The sequence below is a fragment of the Streptococcus oralis genome (assembly GCF_001578935.1).
GTDB lineage: Bacteria > Bacillota > Bacilli > Lactobacillales > Streptococcaceae > Streptococcus > Streptococcus oralis_R.
In genome coordinates this window covers 696,553-713,969 of the sequence record NZ_KQ969521.1, presented here as the reverse complement: position 1 = coordinate 713,969, position 17,417 = coordinate 696,553, and the positions used below count along the sequence as shown (strand labels likewise).

Genomic DNA, 17,417 nt, shown 5'->3' with positions numbered 1-17,417 from the left:
AAAAAATGATAACTTTAAAATCAGCACGTGAAATCGAAGCCATGGACAAGGCTGGTGATTTCCTAGCAAGTATCCATATCGGCTTACGTGATTTGATTAAGCCAGGCGTGGATATGTGGGAAGTTGAAGAGTACGTTCGTCGACGTTGTAAAGAGGAGAATTTCCTTCCTTTACAGATTGGTGTGGATGGCGCTGTCATGGATTACCCCTATGCCACTTGTTGCTCTCTCAATGACGAAGTAGCTCACGCTTTTCCACGTCATTACATCTTGAAAGATGGCGATTTGCTCAAGGTTGACATGGTACTGGGTGGTCCGATTGCCAAATCCGACCTCAATGTATCTAAACTCAACTTCAACAATGTTGAACAAATGAAAAAATACACCCAAAGTTATACTGGTGGTTTAGCTGACTCATGTTGGGCTTATGCGGTTGGTACACCGTCTGAAGAAGTGAAAAACCTTATGGACGTAACCAAGGAAGCTATGTATGTAGGAATTGAGCAAGCAGTTGTCGGCAATCGTATCGGTGATATTGGTGCAGCCATTCAAGAATACGCTGAAAGTCGCGGTTACGGTATCGTTCGTGATTTGGTTGGTCATGGTGTTGGTCCAACAATGCACGAAGAGCCAATGGTTCCTAACTACGGTATTGCAGGCCGTGGACTCCGTCTCCGTGAAGGAATGGTACTAACCATTGAACCCATGATCAATACTGGGGACTGGGAAATTGATACAGATATGAAGACTGGCTGGGCTCATAAGACTATAGATGGCGGCCTGTCTTGCCAATATGAACACCAGTTCGTGATTACCAAAGACGGTCCTGTTATCTTGACTAGTCAAGGTGAAGAAGGAACGTATTAAAAAAAGGAGCTAAGCTCCTTTTTTTTGTGTGTCAAATTTAGTCAAAATAAATATGCGTAGCAGACTTCTTACAAATTTATTCTTTTGTAGTAAAATAGGATTAGAATTTTGAGAAAGTAGGTAATTCGTTGGAGTCGATTATATTTCTAGTATCCGTTTTTTTAGCCGGTATCCTGTCCTTCTTTTCACCCTGCATCTTTCCTTTGCTACCTGTCTATGCTGGTATTTTACTGGATGATCAGGGAAATTCGAAAAGCTTTCGCTTTTTTGGAAGAGACGTTGCATGGTCGGGCTTAATTCGGACCTTGTGCTTTATTGCAGGAATCTCCCTCATTTTCTTTATTTTAGGATTTGGAGCTGGATTCCTAGGGCACATGCTCTATGCAGACTGGTTTCGTTATGCTATGGGAATAGTCATTATTCTTTTAGGACTTCACCAGATGGAAATCTTGCATATCAATAAACTGGAGGTTCAAAAGACAGTCACCTTCAAACAATCAAAGTCTAATCACTATCTGTCAGCCTTTTTACTTGGGATAACTTTTAGTTTTGGTTGGACCCCTTGTATCGGCCCCGTTTTAAGTTCGGTTTTGGCTCTGGCGGCTTCAGGTGGAAATGGTGCTTGGCAAGGAGCCGTGTTAACATTAGTATACACATTGGGAATGGCCCTTCCTTTCATTGTTTTGGCCTTGGCTTCGGGCTGGATTATGCCCTATTTTAGTAAATTAAAACCCCATATGATTCTACTAAAGAAAATCGGGGGAGCTTTGATTATTTTGATGGGATTATTATTAATGCTAGGGCAATTAAATGCCTTATCAGGAATTCTTGGATAAAAGGAGAAAAAATGAAAAAAGTTATTTTTGCTGGATTGAGCCTCATGTCTCTATTCTTATTGATTGCCTGTGGTGAAAAAGAGACCAAACAGACAAGCAGTCCCAAACAGCCTGCTGTACAACAAATCGCAGTCGGTAAGGATGCACCAGACTTTACCTTGCAGTCTATGGATGGCAAAGAAGTGAAGTTATCAGACTATAAAGGGAAAAAGGTCTATTTAAAATTCTGGGCTTCTTGGTGTGGACCATGTAAGAAAAGCATGCCTGAGCTGATGGAATTAGCTGCCAAACAAGATCGAGACTTTGAAATCTTGAGTGTTATTGCACCAGGTCTACAAGGTGAAAAAACAGTTCAAGACTTTCCAAAATGGTATCAAGAACAAGGCTACAAGGACATTCCAGTTCTATATGATACGCAAGCAACTACCTTCCAAGCCTACCAAATTCGTAGTATTCCAACAGAATACTTGATTGACAGTCAAGGTAAAATCGGAAAAATCCAATTTGGTGCTATTAGCAACGCTGATGCAGAATCGGCTTTTAAAGAAATGAAATAAAGAAAAAATCGCGATTATTCGCGATTTTTTTTTATAGTTTTTTCATTGATGAAGCGGATAAATTGATTCCACCAAACCTTCAAAAAGAAGGCTTTTTCTACTTTCTTTTCAGAAACCATTTCAAAAGATGGTTTGTCGGAAGTGAGATAGCCCTGGCCGACCAAATCCTGATCATCATAGGTCAGAGTACCAACAACCTTGCCTTCTTCCAATGGAGCCATTTCTGATGTTGATTTCGGTGTGAATTGGAGGGCTGGTGTAGTACCGCTTCCGATGCGTTGGACGATGGAAATATCTGACTTAGCGACAGCTGTCACATTATCTTCTTTACCATCCAGAACTGTTACTTTACTATCGTTGTAAGCTTCACCTTTCTGAACGACAGTTTTTAAGGCAAAGTTTGCAGAAATATAATCTAAAAGTGCAGAAGTTGCAGTAAAACGCGCATAAGGGTTGGTATCTTGTTGATCTGCATTCAAAACAACCGTAATAATACGCATCCCTTTCTCAACAGTTGTTCCAACGAATGAAGCGCCAGCTTTATCAGTAGTACCTGTCTTTAGTCCATCAATACCACCACGATAGGCTGGCATTCCCTCCAACATATAGTTGGTTGAGTGGATTTCAAGTCCTGCAAAGGTAGAAGTTGGTTTTTTGGTGATTTCCAAAACTTGAGGATAATCTCGTATGAGGTTACGAGCGACGATTGCAACGTCGTAGGCACTCAACTTGTTTTCATCGTCTTTTTTAGAACCAGGATAGATATTATCGCCAAGGGTCTCATTATTTAAACCAGTAGTGTTTACAATAGTTGCATCTTGAATTCCCCATTCAAGAAGTTTAGCCCTCATCTTGTCTACAAAGTCTTTCTCAGAACCAGCAATCTTTTCTGCTAGCGCAATCGCAGCGCTGTTCGCGCTGGATACCATTGTAGCCTCTAATAGTTGTTCAACAGTATAATTTCGAGCTTCCATAGGGACGTTACTCGCCTCAGAATTAGTTGTAAGTTTGTAAGGATAGTCCGAAATATCAACAGGTGTAGATAGGCTGATGGTTCCTTGTTCCAAGGCTTCATAGACCAAATAGACTGTAACAAGTTTGGTAATAGAAGCAATTTCTACAGGCTGATTTGCATCTTTCTCGTAGAGGATTTTTCCAGTTGTAGCTTCGACAGCAATGGCATGTTTAGCAGCAACATCAAACTCTTGAGCAGAAACAGTAGAAGCTGTTCCAAAAATAAATAGTGTCATTAAAGATAGAATTACTTTTTTCATATTAGCTTTATTTTATCATAAAGAAAAAAAATATTCTCGCTTTTATACTAAAGCCATCTTATCTTTTTCAGAAATATGGTAAAATAGAGAGAAGGAGGATACCGATGTTCCGTAGAAACAAGTTATTTTTTTGGACAGCTGAAATTTTATTATTAACCCTGATTTTCTATCTTTGGAGAGAGATGGGAGCGATTATTACTCCCTTTGTGACGGTTGTGAATACCATCATGATTCCATTTTTGTTAGGCGGATTTTTTTATTATATAACAAATCCAATCGTTACCTTCTTGGAAAAGAGATGTAAGGTCAATCGTTTAATTGGTGTACTTCTTACTCTTTGTGCTTTAATTGGTGCTATCGTTGTAGGGGTCGTTTATCTCTTGCCAATTTTGATTAATCAGTTGACTAGCTTGATTATCTCTAGTCAAAATATCTACAGCAGATTGCAAGACTTGATTGTTGATTTGTCCATGAATCCAATTTTCCAGAATATTGATATTCAACAAACAATCCAACAGTTAAATCTTTCTTATGTGGATATTTTGCAGAATATCCTTAATAGCGTCAGCAACAGTTTAGGAAGCGTTCTTTCAGCCTTGTTTAGTACAGTTCTGATTCTCATTATGACCCCTGTATTCTTGATTTATTTCTTGTTGGATGGTCATAAGTTGCTACCAATGTTGGAACGTACTGTCTTAAAACATGACAAATTGAATCTTTCTAGCCTTTTAACTAATCTCAATACAACCATAGCACGTTATATCAGTGGAATTGCGATTGATGCGGTTATTATTGGATGTTTAGCCTATATTGGTTATAGCGTTATCGGATTAAAGTACGCCCTAGTTTTTGCTATTTTCTCTGGAATCGCAAATTTAATTCCTTATGTTGGTCCAAGTATTGGTTTAATTCCAATGGTGATTGCCAATGCGTTCACGGATCCTCATCGTATGTTGATTGCAGTTGCTTATATGCTTATTATTCAGCAGATTGACGGAAATGTTCTCTATCCACGTATCGTTGGAGGAGTTATGAAAGTGCATCCGATTACGATTTTGGTGCTTCTCTTATTGTCAAGTAATATCTACGGTGTCATAGGGATGGTCGTAGCAGTACCTACTTACTCCATTTTTAAAGAAATTACTAAGTTCCTAGCGAAATTATATGAAAACCATAAAGAAGCTAAAGAACTGGAAAAAACAGAATCAAATTAAAATCAGGGAAACCTGATTTTTTTGATGAAAAGACTATCGCCAAACAAAAAGAAGTTTGAATTCATATTGCCATAAAGAAGCAGAAGAACAGGATTTGATAAGATTTAGATTAATTGACAAAATATGTGTAAAACACTTGCAATTTAGCAGAAATTTGATAAAATAGTAAGGAAAGTTAGACTGTATTGCCTACTGTCTATCTATAAAATATATTTTATTGGAGGCTTTTACTCAAATGGCAAAAGAAAAATACGATCGTAGTAAACCACACGTTAACATTGGTACTATCGGACACGTTGACCACGGTAAAACTACTTTGACTGCAGCTATCACAACTGTATTGGCACGTCGCTTGCCTTCAGCAGTTAACCAACCAAAAGACTATGCGTCTATCGATGCTGCTCCAGAAGAACGCGAACGCGGTATCACTATCAACACTGCGCACGTTGAGTACGAAACTGAAAAACGTCACTACGCTCACATCGACGCTCCAGGACACGCGGACTACGTTAAAAACATGATCACTGGTGCCGCTCAAATGGACGGAGCTATCCTTGTAGTAGCTTCAACTGACGGACCAATGCCACAAACTCGTGAGCACATCCTTCTTTCACGTCAGGTTGGTGTTAAACACCTTATCGTCTTCATGAACAAAATTGACTTGGTAGACGACGAAGAATTGCTTGAATTGGTTGAAATGGAAATCCGTGACCTCTTGTCAGAATACGACTTCCCAGGTGACGATCTTCCAGTTATCCAAGGTTCAGCTCTTAAAGCTCTTGAAGGTGACTCTAAATACGAAGACATCATCATGGAATTGATGAACACTGTTGATGAGTACATCCCAGAACCAGAACGTGACACTGAAAAACCATTGCTTCTTCCAGTCGAAGACGTATTCTCAATCACTGGACGTGGTACAGTTGCTTCAGGACGTATCGACCGTGGTACTGTTCGTGTCAACGACGAAATCGAAATCGTTGGTATCAAAGAAGAAACTCAAAAAGCAGTTGTTACTGGTGTTGAAATGTTCCGTAAACAACTTGACGAAGGTCTTGCTGGAGATAACGTAGGTGTCCTTCTTCGTGGTGTTCAACGTGACGAAATCGAACGTGGACAAGTTATCGCTAAACCAGGTTCAATCAACCCACACACTAAATTCAAAGGTGAAGTCTACATCCTTACTAAAGAAGAAGGTGGACGTCACACTCCATTCTTCAACAACTACCGTCCACAATTCTACTTCCGTACTACTGACGTTACAGGTTCAATCGAACTTCCTGCAGGTACTGAAATGGTAATGCCTGGTGATAACGTGACTATCGACGTTGAGTTGATCCACCCAATCGCCGTAGAACAAGGTACTACATTCTCTATCCGTGAGGGTGGACGTACTGTTGGTTCAGGTATGGTTACAGAAATCGAAGCTTAATTCGATTAAGTTCCCAGAAGAACAATTATTTAAGTCAGACACTAAAAGAATCTTGCCTTGCAAGGTTCTTTTTTTCTTCTTCTTACTCTATTTAAAGTGCTTCTACTCTAGCAGTATAATCGTTTTTTTGGTATAATAAAAGTTATGGAAATCGAAAAAACCAATCGTATGAACGCCCTTTTTGAATTTTATGCTGCGCTTTTGACAGACAAGCAGATGAACTATATTGAACTCTACTATGCTGATGACTACAGTCTTGCTGAGATTGCTGAAGAGTTCGGTGTCAGTCGTCAAGCTGTTTATGATAATATCAAGCGGACAGAAAAGATTCTAGAAGATTATGAGATGAAATTGCACATGTATTCGGACTACATTGTCCGCAGTCAGATTTTTGACCAGATCTTGGAGCGCTATCCCAAGGATGATTTTCTGCAGGAGCAGATAGAAATTTTAACAAGCATTGATAATAGAGAATAAGAGGAAGAAAAATGGCATTTGAAAGTTTAACAGAACGTTTACAGAACGTCTTTAAAAATCTACGTAAAAAAGGAAAAATATCTGAGGCTGATGTCCAAGAAGCAACCAAAGAGATTCGTTTGGCCTTGCTTGAAGCCGACGTTGCCTTGCCTGTTGTAAAGGACTTTATCAAGAAAGTTCGTGAACGTGCAGTCGGACACGAGGTCATTGATACCCTCAATCCTGCCCAACAGATTATCAAAATCGTTGATGAGGAACTGACAGCCGTTTTAGGTTCCGATACGGCTGAGATTATCAAGTCATCAAAAATTCCAACCATTATCATGATGGTCGGTTTGCAAGGGGCTGGTAAAACGACTTTTGCTGGTAAGCTGGCTAATAAACTCAAGAAGGAAGAAAATGCTCGTCCCTTGATGATTGCGGCAGATATTTATCGTCCAGCAGCCATCGATCAGCTGAAAACACTTGGACAACAAATAGATGTTCCTGTTTTTGCACTTGGAACAGAAGTGCCAGCTGTTGAGATTGTTCGCCAAGGTTTGGAGCAAGCGCAAGCCAATCACAACGACTATGTCTTGATCGATACGGCAGGGCGTTTGCAAATCGATGAACTTCTCATGAATGAGCTTCGTGATGTTAAAGCCCTGGCCCAACCAAATGAAATCCTACTCGTCATTGATGCCATGATTGGTCAGGAAGCGGCTAATGTTGCTCGTGAATTCAATGCTCAGTTGGAAGTGACTGGTGTCATCCTTACCAAGATTGATGGGGACACTCGTGGTGGTGCGGCTTTGTCTGTTCGTCACATCACTGGTAAACCTATCAAGTTCACTGGTACGGGTGAAAAGATTACAGATATCGAAACCTTCCACCCAGACCGTATGTCAAGCCGTATCCTTGGTATGGGGGATATGCTGACCTTGATCGAGAAAGCTTCTCAGGAATATGATGAACAAAAAGCCCTTGAAATGGCTGAGAAAATGCGTGAAAACACCTTTGATTTCAATGATTTCATCGATCAATTGGATCAGGTGCAAAATATGGGACCAATGGAAGACTTACTCAAGATGATTCCAGGTATGGCCAACAATCCAGCCCTTCAAAATATGAAGGTGGATGAGCGCCAGATTGCGCGCAAACGTGCCATTGTGTCTTCCATGACACCTGAGGAGCGTGAAAATCCTGATTTGTTAAATCCAAGTCGTCGCCGCCGTATCGCTGCTGGTTCTGGAAATACCTTTGTCGAAGTCAATAAATTTATCAAGGACTTTAATCAGGCCAAACAGCTCATGCAAGGTGTCATGTCTGGGGATATGAACAAGATGATGAAACAAATGGGAATCAATCCCAATAACCTTCCAAAAAATATGCCAAATATGGGAGGGATGGATATGTCTGCCCTTGAAGGCATGATGGGACAAGGTGGAATGCCGGATATGTCAGGTCTCGGAGGAGCAGGCATGCCAGATATGAGCCAGATGTTCGGTGGTGGACTTAAAGGTAAAATCGGTGAATTTGCCATGAAACAGTCTATGAAACGCATGGCCAACAAAATGAAAAAAGCGAAGAAAAAACGCAAATAAAAAAGGAAAGCAGAAGTGCTTACCTTAAAAAGAACTCTGAATCGGATTCAGAGTTCTTTTGTGTTTGATTGGTTTATTCCCACTCAACGGTTGCAGACTCCTTGAGAATCGCTATATAATAGGCTTTTTAAGGAGTTAGTAATTCTTTGGTGGGGTTTTTGGTGGGAATGTTATTTTGAAATTGATTGGTTCCCGTTGAAATGTACTAAGCTAGAAGATGGGAAAGAAACATTAATAATTCCGACCATTTCATTAGTGATAGCTTCATCAGCGCCATCCCATAGATGCGAGTAGTGTTTCAAGGTGATTTCAGGAGAAGAGTGTCCTAAACGTTTTGATAGAATAAGTACATCAGCATTTAATTCATTAATTAGCAGTGATGCATGGCTGTGACGGAGCCCCTTCGCTTGGATAGGCTTTACGTGAGCTATCTTGGCGTACCTTTTAATAATCCTTGAGATTGTAGATTTCAACATAGGTAAGCCATCGTATGAAAAGATAAAATCGTTCTCGTGTCCTAGTCCAATCTTTTTTTGAGCTTCACGCCATTTTTTTAACACATCAATAGTATCTTTATCTAAACTAATCATCCTTTTCCCGTCTTTAGTTTTCGTATAGGAATTACGAGTCCATTCTTTTTGTTTTTAACAATAAGCATATGATGAACTCGTAGGCGTTGCTTATCAAAGTCAACATCATTCCATTGAAGGGCACAACCTTCATTTACACGTACGCCAGTCATGAAATATACCCAAATCATCACGAAGTTTAAATGTTCATATACATCTTCAATGTAAATTTGCGAAATAACAGCTTCAAATTCACTCTTAGTCCAATATGGGACATTACTTTTTCCTTTAGGAATTGCATTAGATTGCTTAGAAATGTTTTTTTCCACATATCCCATTTGCAAAGCATAGTCTAATGATTTCCTAAACATGCCAAAGATGAGGCTAGCATATCCTTGTGAATATCCGGCACCATTCTCATCTTGACTAGTCAGTAACCATGTTCGAAACTTCTGGACTTGTTCGAGGGTAATCGAACGAAGTGTAGTGTCACCAAAACGATCACAAAGCTGTAAAAGGTTTTTCTCTCGAACTGAAAATGTGCTGTGCTCAACTGTTGTTCTGTAATATGGAATATAATGTTCTTCCATAAATTGCCGATATTTCATACGGTAGTTAGAATAACCTTGAGATTGATGATATTCATATTTCAGTCGGGTTAATTCCTTATTTGCTTCTGCAGCAGAATTAAATCTATATTTCTTATATTACGAAATTGGGGAATATAGTTTTCATTCCCCCGTTTCTGAGAAAATTGCTGAAAAGAAAACTAATTTAGAAATTCAAGAAATCGACGAAAATTTTAAAACTCATGGCTCTAAGATTGAAGGATTGCTGTCAATGCAATTTGTAAAAAAAGTCTTGGAATTACTGCAAAGCGAAGATTATACAATTGTGAATCTATTGTAAATAAAAACGCACCATTTTTGGTGCGTTTTTATTTTTTGTGCTATAATAGAAATAAATAAAAGGAGGAGTTACATGATTGGAGAAAATATAAAATCGTTACGTAAAACACATAAATTAACCCAGCCTGAGTTTGCAAAGATTGTTGGTATTTCTAGAAATAGTCTGAGTCGTTATGAAAATGGAACAAGTCGAGTTTCGACAGAATTAATAGATCGTATCTGCAAGAAATTTAATGTTTCTTATATCGATATCGTAGGGGAGGAAAAAATGCTCACACCAGTAGAAGATTATCAGTTAACTCTGAAAATTGAAGTGATTAAAGAGCGAGGGGCGAATATCTTAGCGCAACTTTATCGTTTACAAGATGAACTAGAAATTGCATTTGATGATGCTAATAATCCTTGGGTTCTAATGAGCGATGATCTTTCTGATTTGATTAACACGAAGATTTATCTTGTAGGAACTTTTGAGGATGTAGAGCGATACAATGGCTATTTGGATGGCATTGAACGTATGCTAGAACAAGCTACTCATCTGGTGGTGGCTTAATGAAACTAGAAGAATTTAGTCAAGATGATTTTGAACGAGCATCCAAACGACTCGTTCGTTCTTTAACTCGTGGTAAAACAACTTCGTCTCAGCCCAAGGCCATCTTGCTAGGTGGACAAAGTGGTGCTGGTAAAACAACGATTCATCGTATTAAACAAAGGGAATTTCAAGGCAATATCATTATCATTGATGGAGATAGTTATCGTTCTTTTCATCCGAACTACCTTGACCTACAGGAAAAGTATGGAAAAGACAGTGTGGATTATACCAAAGTATTTGCGGGAAAAATGGTTGAACATCTCGTAGATGAATTGAGTAAACAAGGTTATCATTTGTTAATAGAGGGCACCTTGAGAACAACAGAAGTTCCTAGAAAAACGGCACAATTATTGATAACTAAAGGATATCAAGTCTCACTTGCACTAATTGCGACCAAGCCAGAATTGTCCTATCTCAGTACCTTGATACGTTATGAAGAGCTCTATGCTATAGATCCTAGTCAAGCTAGAGCGACTCCCAAAGAGAACCATGATGGAATTGTAGAACATTTAGTTGATAACTTACGAGAATTAGAAAATGTTCAGCTATTTAATCAAATTCAAATTTACCAAAGAGATCAATCGTGTGTTTATGATTCGCAAGTAGACGAAACCTCAGCAGCAGAAGTTCTACAAGCATGCCTCTTCGGAAAATGGAGTAAGGTGGAGGAAGAGATGCTGAAGGTGGGACAGGAACGGTTGAATTCATTAAATATCAAGTAGTTTGATTTTTTTTTAAAAATATTAGGGGAAGTTATGGAATTTAAAAAACTAGTAATTGAAAATTTTCGTAATTTTAGTTCTATTGAGATTGATTTGTCAAATAAAAATGTAATATTTGGAATGAATGATTCAGGAAAAACAAATCTCTTATTCGCAATAAGATACCTCTTGGATAGAACTATCAGAAATAAAGGTTTCATTAAATCAGATTATCATAAACATGATACTAGTAGACCTATAAAAATACAACTTGAACTTGATTTGTCTGATAGAAAAATGGAGGGAGATGAAGAACTACTAAAAACTTCACATTCTCGCCTTCTAATTTCAACGGTAGCTGGAGCAAGAAATAACTCTAGCTTAGACACATTCTTTATCTCATTAGAAGCAGTTTACAATGAGAAAGAGTTATTTGGAAATCCGGTATTAAGCTGGGGTTCAACACTAGATAATTTAGTTGAAGTCCCCCAATATGGTACAAGAAGTGACATTGATAAAATATTTCAAATAGTTTATGTAAATCCCGCTATAGAGTTAGATTCCTTTTTTAAGCGAAATAGAAGGTTATTGTTCTCTGATGATTCTAAAACTGGCGAGGATGTAAAGCTTGAGGAAGAGATTGAGAATAATATTGAAAAGCTAAATGAGAATATTTCTAACTTACATTTAATCACTCGTGTTCAATCACAGTTGACTGAAGCCTATAAAAGTTATCGTAAAGAAAATTTAGAAATTAAAATTCAATCAGAAATATCCATCTCAGGATATTTAGATAATCTTACGCCATACATTAACTGGAATGATGATACTAACAATTATCCAACATCGGGAGACGGTCGTAAAAAACTTTTATCATATGCTATTAATCATTTGATTTCAGAAAAACAATATAGCAACAAGGTAATAATTTATTTAATTGAGGAACCAGAGAATAGCTTACATCGTTCAGTTCAAATTTCTCTTTCAAAACAACTTTTTGTTCAGAATATTTATGAATACTTTTTTCTAACAACTCATTCAGCCGAAGTTCTTTATGAAATGGATAATACTCAACTCATTAAGATAACCAATCAACAAGATGCAACGGGGCAATCAGTCTATTACACAGTTCCTGATGAATTTTCAAATTTAAAGAAAAAATTAAATAAATCATTGGCACAGTCAATCTTTTATGATAGGATTCTTTTGGTTGAAGGTCCATCAGAATATTATCTATTTTCTGCTATTTTTGAATATATAAGTCCCGATTTCGAGTCTGATGGAAAATACTTATTACAAGTTGATGGAATAAATTTTAAACCTTATTCAGAGCTATATAGAGCATTAGGAATTGATATTTGGATTAAAACTGATAATGATTTAAAAGCTAGTCGTGGTGATAAACATGTGTTTTCTCCTATTGGTTTGAATAGGTGTATTGACTTGCTTGATCAAAGTGTGACTCCTAGATTAGATAATTATCGTATAGATTTCTCTTCCAAAGATGAGAGAAAACAGAATATAAAGTCTAAAAAAGAAGAACTATATTCGACTAACCAGAGTCTAGTATCTCAATTAAATGCAGAGGGAATATTTATATCAGAAGTTGATTTAGAAAATGACTTGGCTCAGGTTTTATCCGATAGCGAGAGGAGTGGAATGAGTGAATTTGATTTTGTAAATTGGTTACAAAGTAGTAAACAGTACAACATGTTGGAATATATAGATAATTATCTTACTACAGAGATTGCGCTTAAGATTGTGGAGTCAGGAAATTTTAAAGTTTTGGCGGAGTTCTTAGACTATGAATGATATTGTTACACATGACGAGGATGTTAAAAAAGAATTATTGGAACACCAAGGGAATATTTTAGTTTTAGCGAACGCAGGTTCGGGAAAAACAACTTTTTTAACTAAAAAGCTTAAAAGTGATTCTGAACGGTTAAATAATTATCAAAAATTAGCAGCAATAACTTTTACTCGAAATGCAACGGAGGAAATAAAGCAAAAATTAGTTGATATTTCGGACAACGTTGTTGTATCGACCATCGATTCGTTTTTAGATAAAGAAATAATCCTTCCTTTTCTTAATCAGAAATACGAAATTCAAACATCTGTACAGTTTAGCTTTCGGATAGAACATAATTTTAGCCACTATAGCACTGGCATAAAACAAATATTGCAAGATGGTATTTTTGGGACTTACGACTTTCCTACTTCTAAACACGGCAAGAATTTCAAATGTGAAGTTGCTTTAGATATTTTGAAGACAATAGATTCTGCGTCGGAATATATAAAATATAAATTTAATACTTTGTATATTGATGAATTTCAGGATTGCGACCAGTCTATGAATGATTTATTTCTGTATCTAAAAAATGAGTTAGGGATTCCTTTATTTATTGTAGGAGATGATAAGCAATCTATTTATCAGTGGAGAGGAGCGTCGCCCAAATATATAAACAATTTATGGGAAACCAAAAATGATTTTAGAAAAGAGAGATTTATTGGGAATTTTAGAAGTCTGCCTAGAATAGTGGATTTCTCTTTAGCTCTGACTCCTGAAGTGACTGTCGATAATATTAGAGAAGAGGGTTCAATTCTATATTTAGAACCTAATCAGGATTACTTAAAAGAAGATGTTATTAAGTACCTTATTGATAATGGGGATATAAATTTACAAGAAAAAAATTATTTTTTAATTGGAATTAATAAAGATATTGAAGAAACTGCGACACATTTGAATGATATTCTTCCAAATAAAGTTGATTACGTTAGAAAAAATCCATTTATAGATTGTACTAACAGTAATTTTTTGCAATCTATGGCTCAATATTACTTTCTTGAAGACTTTTCTGAGTATGATGTATTGAATAATCTTTTTCCTGAATATAACGATGAATTTAGGAAAGAACTTTTAAAAAAATTAAAGAGGCTTCGTCAACGACCTACACAGTCACTTGTTGAAGAAATAGCTTCGTATTTAGATGTTTCACTTACAATTTATGAAGATAAGTTAGAAAGTCAAATACTGCTGGAAGTTTTAAGTAATTTTGATAATAAAAAATTATTTGATACGGGTTTAATGAGTAATAATTTATTAATGACTACTCATGGATCAAAAGGTTTAGCTGCAGATACTGTAGTAATTTTTGTAGAATATTTGATTGATCGCAAACAAGGGTTAAAATTTGAAGATCATTATGTTGCGATTACTAGAGCAAAATCAAAGGTTATTATTATTGATAATCAGACAATTTATATTGATGAAATCAATAGATTATTAAGCAACAATAATGAGAAATTTTCTTTTGAAGATTTTATAGAAAGACGGCATATATGATTAGTTTAAATCAAGATAAATTACAATTTGATATTACAGGTGTTCTAGGTTCTGAAATTAATCAGCACATTGATTTTTATAATACCGGAGTAGAAGAAGCTTATGTGGCAATAAAAAATAAAGATGACAGTACAGCACTGTCCATTTTAAGAATATTAAAATCACAACTAGATATGGAGTATGAGTATTTTGATTCTAAAAGGTTTTGGGATTTTGGTAAATTAAATGATGCTTACAGTTATGTTGATGGTATAAATAGAGCTAGTCGAGCATTGGTGGGAGCACCCAATTATCGAAATATGAAATCTATGCTTTATGACATTCAAGATTATATGACTAGAACAAGATTTGACGATGATAGGTATTATGGAAATGTATTCGCTTTAGCTGTTGACAAATATTTAGATGAGATGACAGCCTCGGAACGTCATTCGCGTTTTGGAATATTCCTTCAAGGGATTAGAACGTTTTACCATCGACCAGGAAAAGGTACAGCAAAACAATGCCTTACTCTATCTAAAGGTCTCGCTCACAAGGATATAGAACCTTTTATATTTATAGAGCATATTGAGAGATATTTGTGATAATTTGTAATGCCCCGTAAACACTTGTAATCGAACACATAGAATTCCTTGTAAGGTTTTGTTTTTATAAAATGTACAAAACAATAACAATTTAAATGGTGTGAACTTTTTGGTAAAATCTAGCTCAATTTGTGTATTTTTAGTGTAAAATTCACACCATTCAAATGAAAGTTATTCAAATTAGATGAAATTGTTCTTACTGAAAACGTGGGAAAACATTGGTTTTAAGCGAATCCTGAAACGTATTCAAATAGAAGTGTTTCCAGCCAGGTCTTAAGAAAGCTCGTAAAGCATCACAATTTAGTAAACGTTAATTCGAGAGAATTACTATACTTACAGAGAGCACCTTTCGAGGTGTTCTTTTTTATATTTTCATACTAAATTGGTGCAGTTGACACAGTTGTTGCGACTTTAGTCGCTTACAAATGTGGCTGCAATCTGACAAAGTCAGTTGCCTCAAAACCTTAATCAATACGATACTATCAACGTTTACAAGCACTCACAGGTTTGCCCTATGGGTGCTTTTTTCGTGTTTTTTGAAATGTCTATCTTACTGTTAGATTTTTATGTATTACTTCAAAAGTTGAAAAAATCATTGAAAGTTCTAATTCTGTACGGAACAGGATTAGAACCTTTTTCATTTGATTTTAAATAATTAGAAAATATGATAAAATAAAATGAGAATATTTTTAAAGTGTTACCCGACTTTATTCGAGGGATCATACTATCCCTTCTTATTTGATGAATTCGTGGTATGCTTTCGCTTGTTTTAATGCAGAAAGTTTTAGAAGGAGGCTACTCAGTATGTCATTATGGGACGCGTTGTTTGGAACCGACACAGAAAAGAAAAGGGAACAATATAAAGCATTGTATAACGACTTGAACAGTCAATTAAAAAGCTTTGAGGAAAAATTAAAAGAGATGGAAGGAAAAGTTGATAGCTATAATAACTCTCGACCTTCAATGAGTACAAGTTTTATTCCAGAGGATTGTTTTTAGTGATAGCGAAGGTCGGGTAAAAGGAAAAGTTGATACTGTGCGAACTAATCAGTCTAGTGATGCAAAAAGCTTATCGAGTGCTGTTGATGCAGCCTATGAACGATATAAATACTATGACCGCTTAGCTGAGGAAGAGCGTAAAGAGCGAGAAGCTGAAGCAAGACGTCAAGCTGAGGAACGTAAAAATAGAAATAAAAGACGGAGGTAAGATTCATGGCGGATTTAAAAATCAAATATAAGGATTTGGAGACAGCTATTAAGCTTTCAAAAGAGATCAATCAAGAATTGACGAACTCTTATCAAACGGTTACTCGATTAAAAACTTATCTCCAATCTGCCAAGTGGTCAGGAAAAACTAAGGTAGCTTTTGAATCCTATTTAGACATTATCCATAAATACCATAAGGATCTAAGATCTATCATGAACGAACATGAAAAAGCAGTCTCCGGTCTGAAAAAATCAATTGATAATTACAATAACTCATCAGAAGTTGCATCAATAAAGGGGTTGTAAATATGTCACATAAAGAAACGTTTTCTATTCATGAACTCCATTATTTGATTGGTGCCTTTGATGGGGAGTTGATGCCCGGGTTGCCCACGCTAGATGATATTGTCACTGCTTCTGAACTCATATGGACGATAGCCAAAGAGGAACTTGAGAAAAAAGGTTTGGTGAATGAGGATGGTTCACTAACAAAAGCAGGGTTTGTCATAGTTGAGACTCTAAAAGAATATTGCTTGGGTAGAACTTTGGTCATTCTAAATAATTTCTATTTCATGCAATGCCGAGACAGTAACTTTTCTATTCTAATCGTAGATACTGGTCAGGGATATCAACTTGTCAAGATTAGTCCTATGAGTCGCTTATTGCTGCTTCAAGACAAGCTCCCATTGGTGACGAGGATTCCTCTGGAAGATGAGGTTGATTTTCTAACTGAAAGAAAGCAACTAACTCCTGATATCGAAACGGCTTTAGCATCAGTTCAAGCGCTAATGGTACAGTATTATCCTTTGGAACAAATGTGCGAGACCAGACACGCAGCATTATTAACAGCTTCGTATCTATTCGTTGAAGAAGAGGGCGAACTATTGGGATTTGATGTAAATCAAGAAGAGTTATACCGCTTTAGCCAATACTATTTCCTTGAGAGATTGTATAGCTGGCTTGCCATTCCGTTTAGGGAGGAGGATTTTGAAAATGGTAGTGACTGAAACGACTGTAATGGGTGGTGGTGGATCTAACGAAATCACCATGAATCCTGATGAAATGCATACAATCATGTCTTACATTACCAACATTGAAATTTCATTTCAAAATAACTTAGCTCCAAAATTAAAGAGCCTATCTGAAACGAAATATTATGAGGGTGGAGAAGCTTCAAAAGCAATGGACCACTATGCTGATATGCTCAATAAAGTGAATGAAGTCGGAGATCTATACCGACGTGCCAATAGTGAGATTTTAAGTATGATGGGGCAAATG

The 17,417-nt window shown here is 36.6% G+C and carries 18 protein-coding genes and 1 pseudogene; 17 read left to right on the top strand and 2 right to left on the bottom strand.

Annotated features, from left to right (window positions below):
* Positions 1–5: 5 nt before the first annotated feature.
* The 3 genes from SORDD15_RS03575 to sdbB all read left to right on the top strand — a co-directional run bounded on the left by SORDD15_RS03575 (position 6) and on the right by sdbB (position 2,259).
* On the top strand, positions 6–866 hold the full coding sequence (locus SORDD15_RS03575; protein ID WP_061414426.1) for a methionyl aminopeptidase: 861 nt from the start codon (positions 6–8) through the stop codon (positions 864–866).
* A gap of 128 nt (positions 867–994) precedes the next feature.
* Positions 995–1,702, top strand: a complete 708-nt coding sequence (ccdA2, locus tag SORDD15_RS03570; protein WP_061414423.1) for a thiol-disulfide oxidoreductase-associated membrane protein CcdA2 — start codon at positions 995–997, stop codon at positions 1,700–1,702.
* A gap of 11 nt (positions 1,703–1,713) precedes the next feature.
* Positions 1,714–2,259, top strand: a complete 546-nt coding sequence (gene sdbB, locus SORDD15_RS03565; RefSeq protein ID WP_061414420.1) for a thiol-disulfide oxidoreductase-associated lipoprotein SdbB — start codon at positions 1,714–1,716, stop codon at positions 2,257–2,259.
* Positions 2,260–2,273: 14 nt separating this feature from the next.
* On the opposite strand, the gene pbp3 is transcribed toward sdbB, so the two are convergent.
* Positions 2,274–3,533, bottom strand: coding sequence for a D-alanyl-D-alanine carboxypeptidase PBP3 (gene pbp3 / locus SORDD15_RS03560; RefSeq protein WP_061414417.1), 1,260 nt, complete (start codon positions 3,531–3,533; stop codon positions 2,274–2,276).
* A 104-nt stretch (positions 3,534–3,637) separates the two neighbouring features.
* On the opposite strand from pbp3, the gene SORDD15_RS03555 reads away from it, so the two are divergent.
* The 4 genes from SORDD15_RS03555 (at position 3,638) to ffh (ending at position 8,239) form a co-directional block, all read left to right on the top strand.
* On the top strand, positions 3,638–4,747 hold the full coding sequence (locus SORDD15_RS03555) for an AI-2E family transporter (RefSeq protein WP_061414414.1): 1,110 nt from the start codon (positions 3,638–3,640) through the stop codon (positions 4,745–4,747).
* 235 nt (positions 4,748–4,982) lie between these two features.
* On the top strand, positions 4,983–6,179 hold the full coding sequence (gene tuf / locus SORDD15_RS03550) for an elongation factor Tu (protein ID WP_001040720.1): 1,197 nt from the start codon (positions 4,983–4,985) through the stop codon (positions 6,177–6,179).
* Positions 6,180–6,323: 144 nt separating this feature from the next.
* Positions 6,324–6,656: a putative DNA-binding protein gene (locus SORDD15_RS03545; protein ID WP_000402066.1), complete on the top strand. Its 333-nt coding sequence runs from the start codon at positions 6,324–6,326 to the stop codon at positions 6,654–6,656.
* An 11-nt stretch (positions 6,657–6,667) separates the two neighbouring features.
* Entirely contained in the window at positions 6,668–8,239 is a 1,572-nt protein-coding gene (gene ffh, locus SORDD15_RS03540; protein WP_061414410.1) for a signal recognition particle protein, read from the top strand.
* Between the two features lie 170 nt (positions 8,240–8,409).
* On the opposite strand, the pseudogene SORDD15_RS03535 reads toward ffh, so the two are convergent.
* Positions 8,410–9,500: pseudogene (locus SORDD15_RS03535) on the bottom strand (tyrosine-type recombinase/integrase); the annotation flags it as partial.
* A 289-nt stretch (positions 9,501–9,789) separates the two neighbouring features.
* Between SORDD15_RS03535 and pezA the strand changes: the two are divergent.
* From pezA to SORDD15_RS10275, 10 genes are all read left to right on the top strand, one after another.
* Entirely contained in the window at positions 9,790–10,266 is a 477-nt protein-coding gene (gene pezA, locus SORDD15_RS03530) for a type II toxin-antitoxin system antitoxin PezA (protein ID WP_061414406.1), read from the top strand.
* Positions 10,266–11,027: a type II toxin-antitoxin system toxin PezT gene (gene pezT / locus SORDD15_RS03525; RefSeq protein ID WP_061414403.1), complete on the top strand. Its 762-nt coding sequence runs from the start codon at positions 10,266–10,268 to the stop codon at positions 11,025–11,027. The genes pezA and pezT overlap by 1 nt, the downstream gene beginning before the upstream one ends.
* Before the next feature lie 33 nt (positions 11,028–11,060).
* Positions 11,061–12,818, top strand: coding sequence for an ATP-dependent nuclease (locus SORDD15_RS03520; protein WP_061414400.1), 1,758 nt, complete (start codon positions 11,061–11,063; stop codon positions 12,816–12,818).
* Positions 12,811–14,349 carry a UvrD-helicase domain-containing protein gene (locus SORDD15_RS03515; protein ID WP_061414396.1) on the top strand — a complete coding sequence of 513 codons (1,539 nt, stop codon included), beginning with the start codon at positions 12,811–12,813 and terminating at the stop codon, positions 14,347–14,349. The genes SORDD15_RS03520 and SORDD15_RS03515 overlap by 8 nt, the downstream gene beginning before the upstream one ends.
* Complete coding sequence (locus SORDD15_RS03510) at positions 14,346–14,933, top strand: hypothetical protein (protein WP_061414394.1); 588 nt, start codon at positions 14,346–14,348, stop codon at positions 14,931–14,933. The genes SORDD15_RS03515 and SORDD15_RS03510 overlap by 4 nt, the downstream gene beginning before the upstream one ends.
* A gap of 804 nt (positions 14,934–15,737) precedes the next feature.
* On the top strand, positions 15,738–15,932 hold the full coding sequence (locus SORDD15_RS10510; RefSeq protein ID WP_231097627.1) for a hypothetical protein: 195 nt from the start codon (positions 15,738–15,740) through the stop codon (positions 15,930–15,932).
* A gap of 37 nt (positions 15,933–15,969) precedes the next feature.
* Entirely contained in the window at positions 15,970–16,140 is a 171-nt protein-coding gene (locus tag SORDD15_RS10505) for a hypothetical protein (RefSeq protein WP_231097626.1), read from the top strand.
* A gap of 5 nt (positions 16,141–16,145) precedes the next feature.
* Positions 16,146–16,445, top strand: coding sequence for a WXG100 family type VII secretion target (locus tag SORDD15_RS03500; protein WP_061414390.1), 300 nt, complete (start codon positions 16,146–16,148; stop codon positions 16,443–16,445).
* A gap of 2 nt (positions 16,446–16,447) precedes the next feature.
* Positions 16,448–17,146, top strand: coding sequence for a DUF5081 family protein (locus tag SORDD15_RS03495; protein WP_061414387.1), 699 nt, complete (start codon positions 16,448–16,450; stop codon positions 17,144–17,146).
* A partial coding sequence (locus SORDD15_RS10275; RefSeq protein ID WP_061415654.1) for a hypothetical protein occupies positions 17,133–17,417 on the top strand: 285 nt, incomplete at its 3' end. The genes SORDD15_RS03495 and SORDD15_RS10275, both read left to right, overlap by 14 nt.

What these genes read in the sequence shown, in the direction of transcription:
- SORDD15_RS03575 (WP_061414426.1), top strand. Translation starts at nt 6, where the DNA reads ATGATAACTTTAAAATCAGCACGTGAAATCGAAGCCATGGACAAGGCT.
- sdbB (WP_061414420.1), top strand. Translation starts at nt 1,714, where the DNA reads ATGAAAAAAGTTATTTTTGCTGGATTGAGCCTCATGTCTCTATTCTTA.
- pbp3 (WP_061414417.1), bottom strand. Translation starts at nt 3,533, where the DNA reads ATGAAAAAAGTAATTCTATCTTTAATGACACTATTTATTTTTGGAACA.
- SORDD15_RS03555 (WP_061414414.1), top strand. Translation starts at nt 3,638, where the DNA reads ATGTTCCGTAGAAACAAGTTATTTTTTTGGACAGCTGAAATTTTATTA.
- tuf (WP_001040720.1), top strand. Translation starts at nt 4,983, where the DNA reads ATGGCAAAAGAAAAATACGATCGTAGTAAACCACACGTTAACATTGGT.
- SORDD15_RS03545 (WP_000402066.1), top strand. Translation starts at nt 6,324, where the DNA reads ATGGAAATCGAAAAAACCAATCGTATGAACGCCCTTTTTGAATTTTAT.
- ffh (WP_061414410.1), top strand. Translation starts at nt 6,668, where the DNA reads ATGGCATTTGAAAGTTTAACAGAACGTTTACAGAACGTCTTTAAAAAT.
- pezA (WP_061414406.1), top strand. Translation starts at nt 9,790, where the DNA reads ATGATTGGAGAAAATATAAAATCGTTACGTAAAACACATAAATTAACC.
- pezT (WP_061414403.1), top strand. Translation starts at nt 10,266, where the DNA reads ATGAAACTAGAAGAATTTAGTCAAGATGATTTTGAACGAGCATCCAAA.
- SORDD15_RS03520 (WP_061414400.1), top strand. Translation starts at nt 11,061, where the DNA reads ATGGAATTTAAAAAACTAGTAATTGAAAATTTTCGTAATTTTAGTTCT.
- SORDD15_RS03515 (WP_061414396.1), top strand. Translation starts at nt 12,811, where the DNA reads ATGAATGATATTGTTACACATGACGAGGATGTTAAAAAAGAATTATTG.
- SORDD15_RS03510 (WP_061414394.1), top strand. Translation starts at nt 14,346, where the DNA reads ATGATTAGTTTAAATCAAGATAAATTACAATTTGATATTACAGGTGTT.
- SORDD15_RS10510 (WP_231097627.1), top strand. Translation starts at nt 15,738, where the DNA reads ATGTCATTATGGGACGCGTTGTTTGGAACCGACACAGAAAAGAAAAGG.
- SORDD15_RS03500 (WP_061414390.1), top strand. Translation starts at nt 16,146, where the DNA reads ATGGCGGATTTAAAAATCAAATATAAGGATTTGGAGACAGCTATTAAG.
- SORDD15_RS03495 (WP_061414387.1), top strand. Translation starts at nt 16,448, where the DNA reads ATGTCACATAAAGAAACGTTTTCTATTCATGAACTCCATTATTTGATT.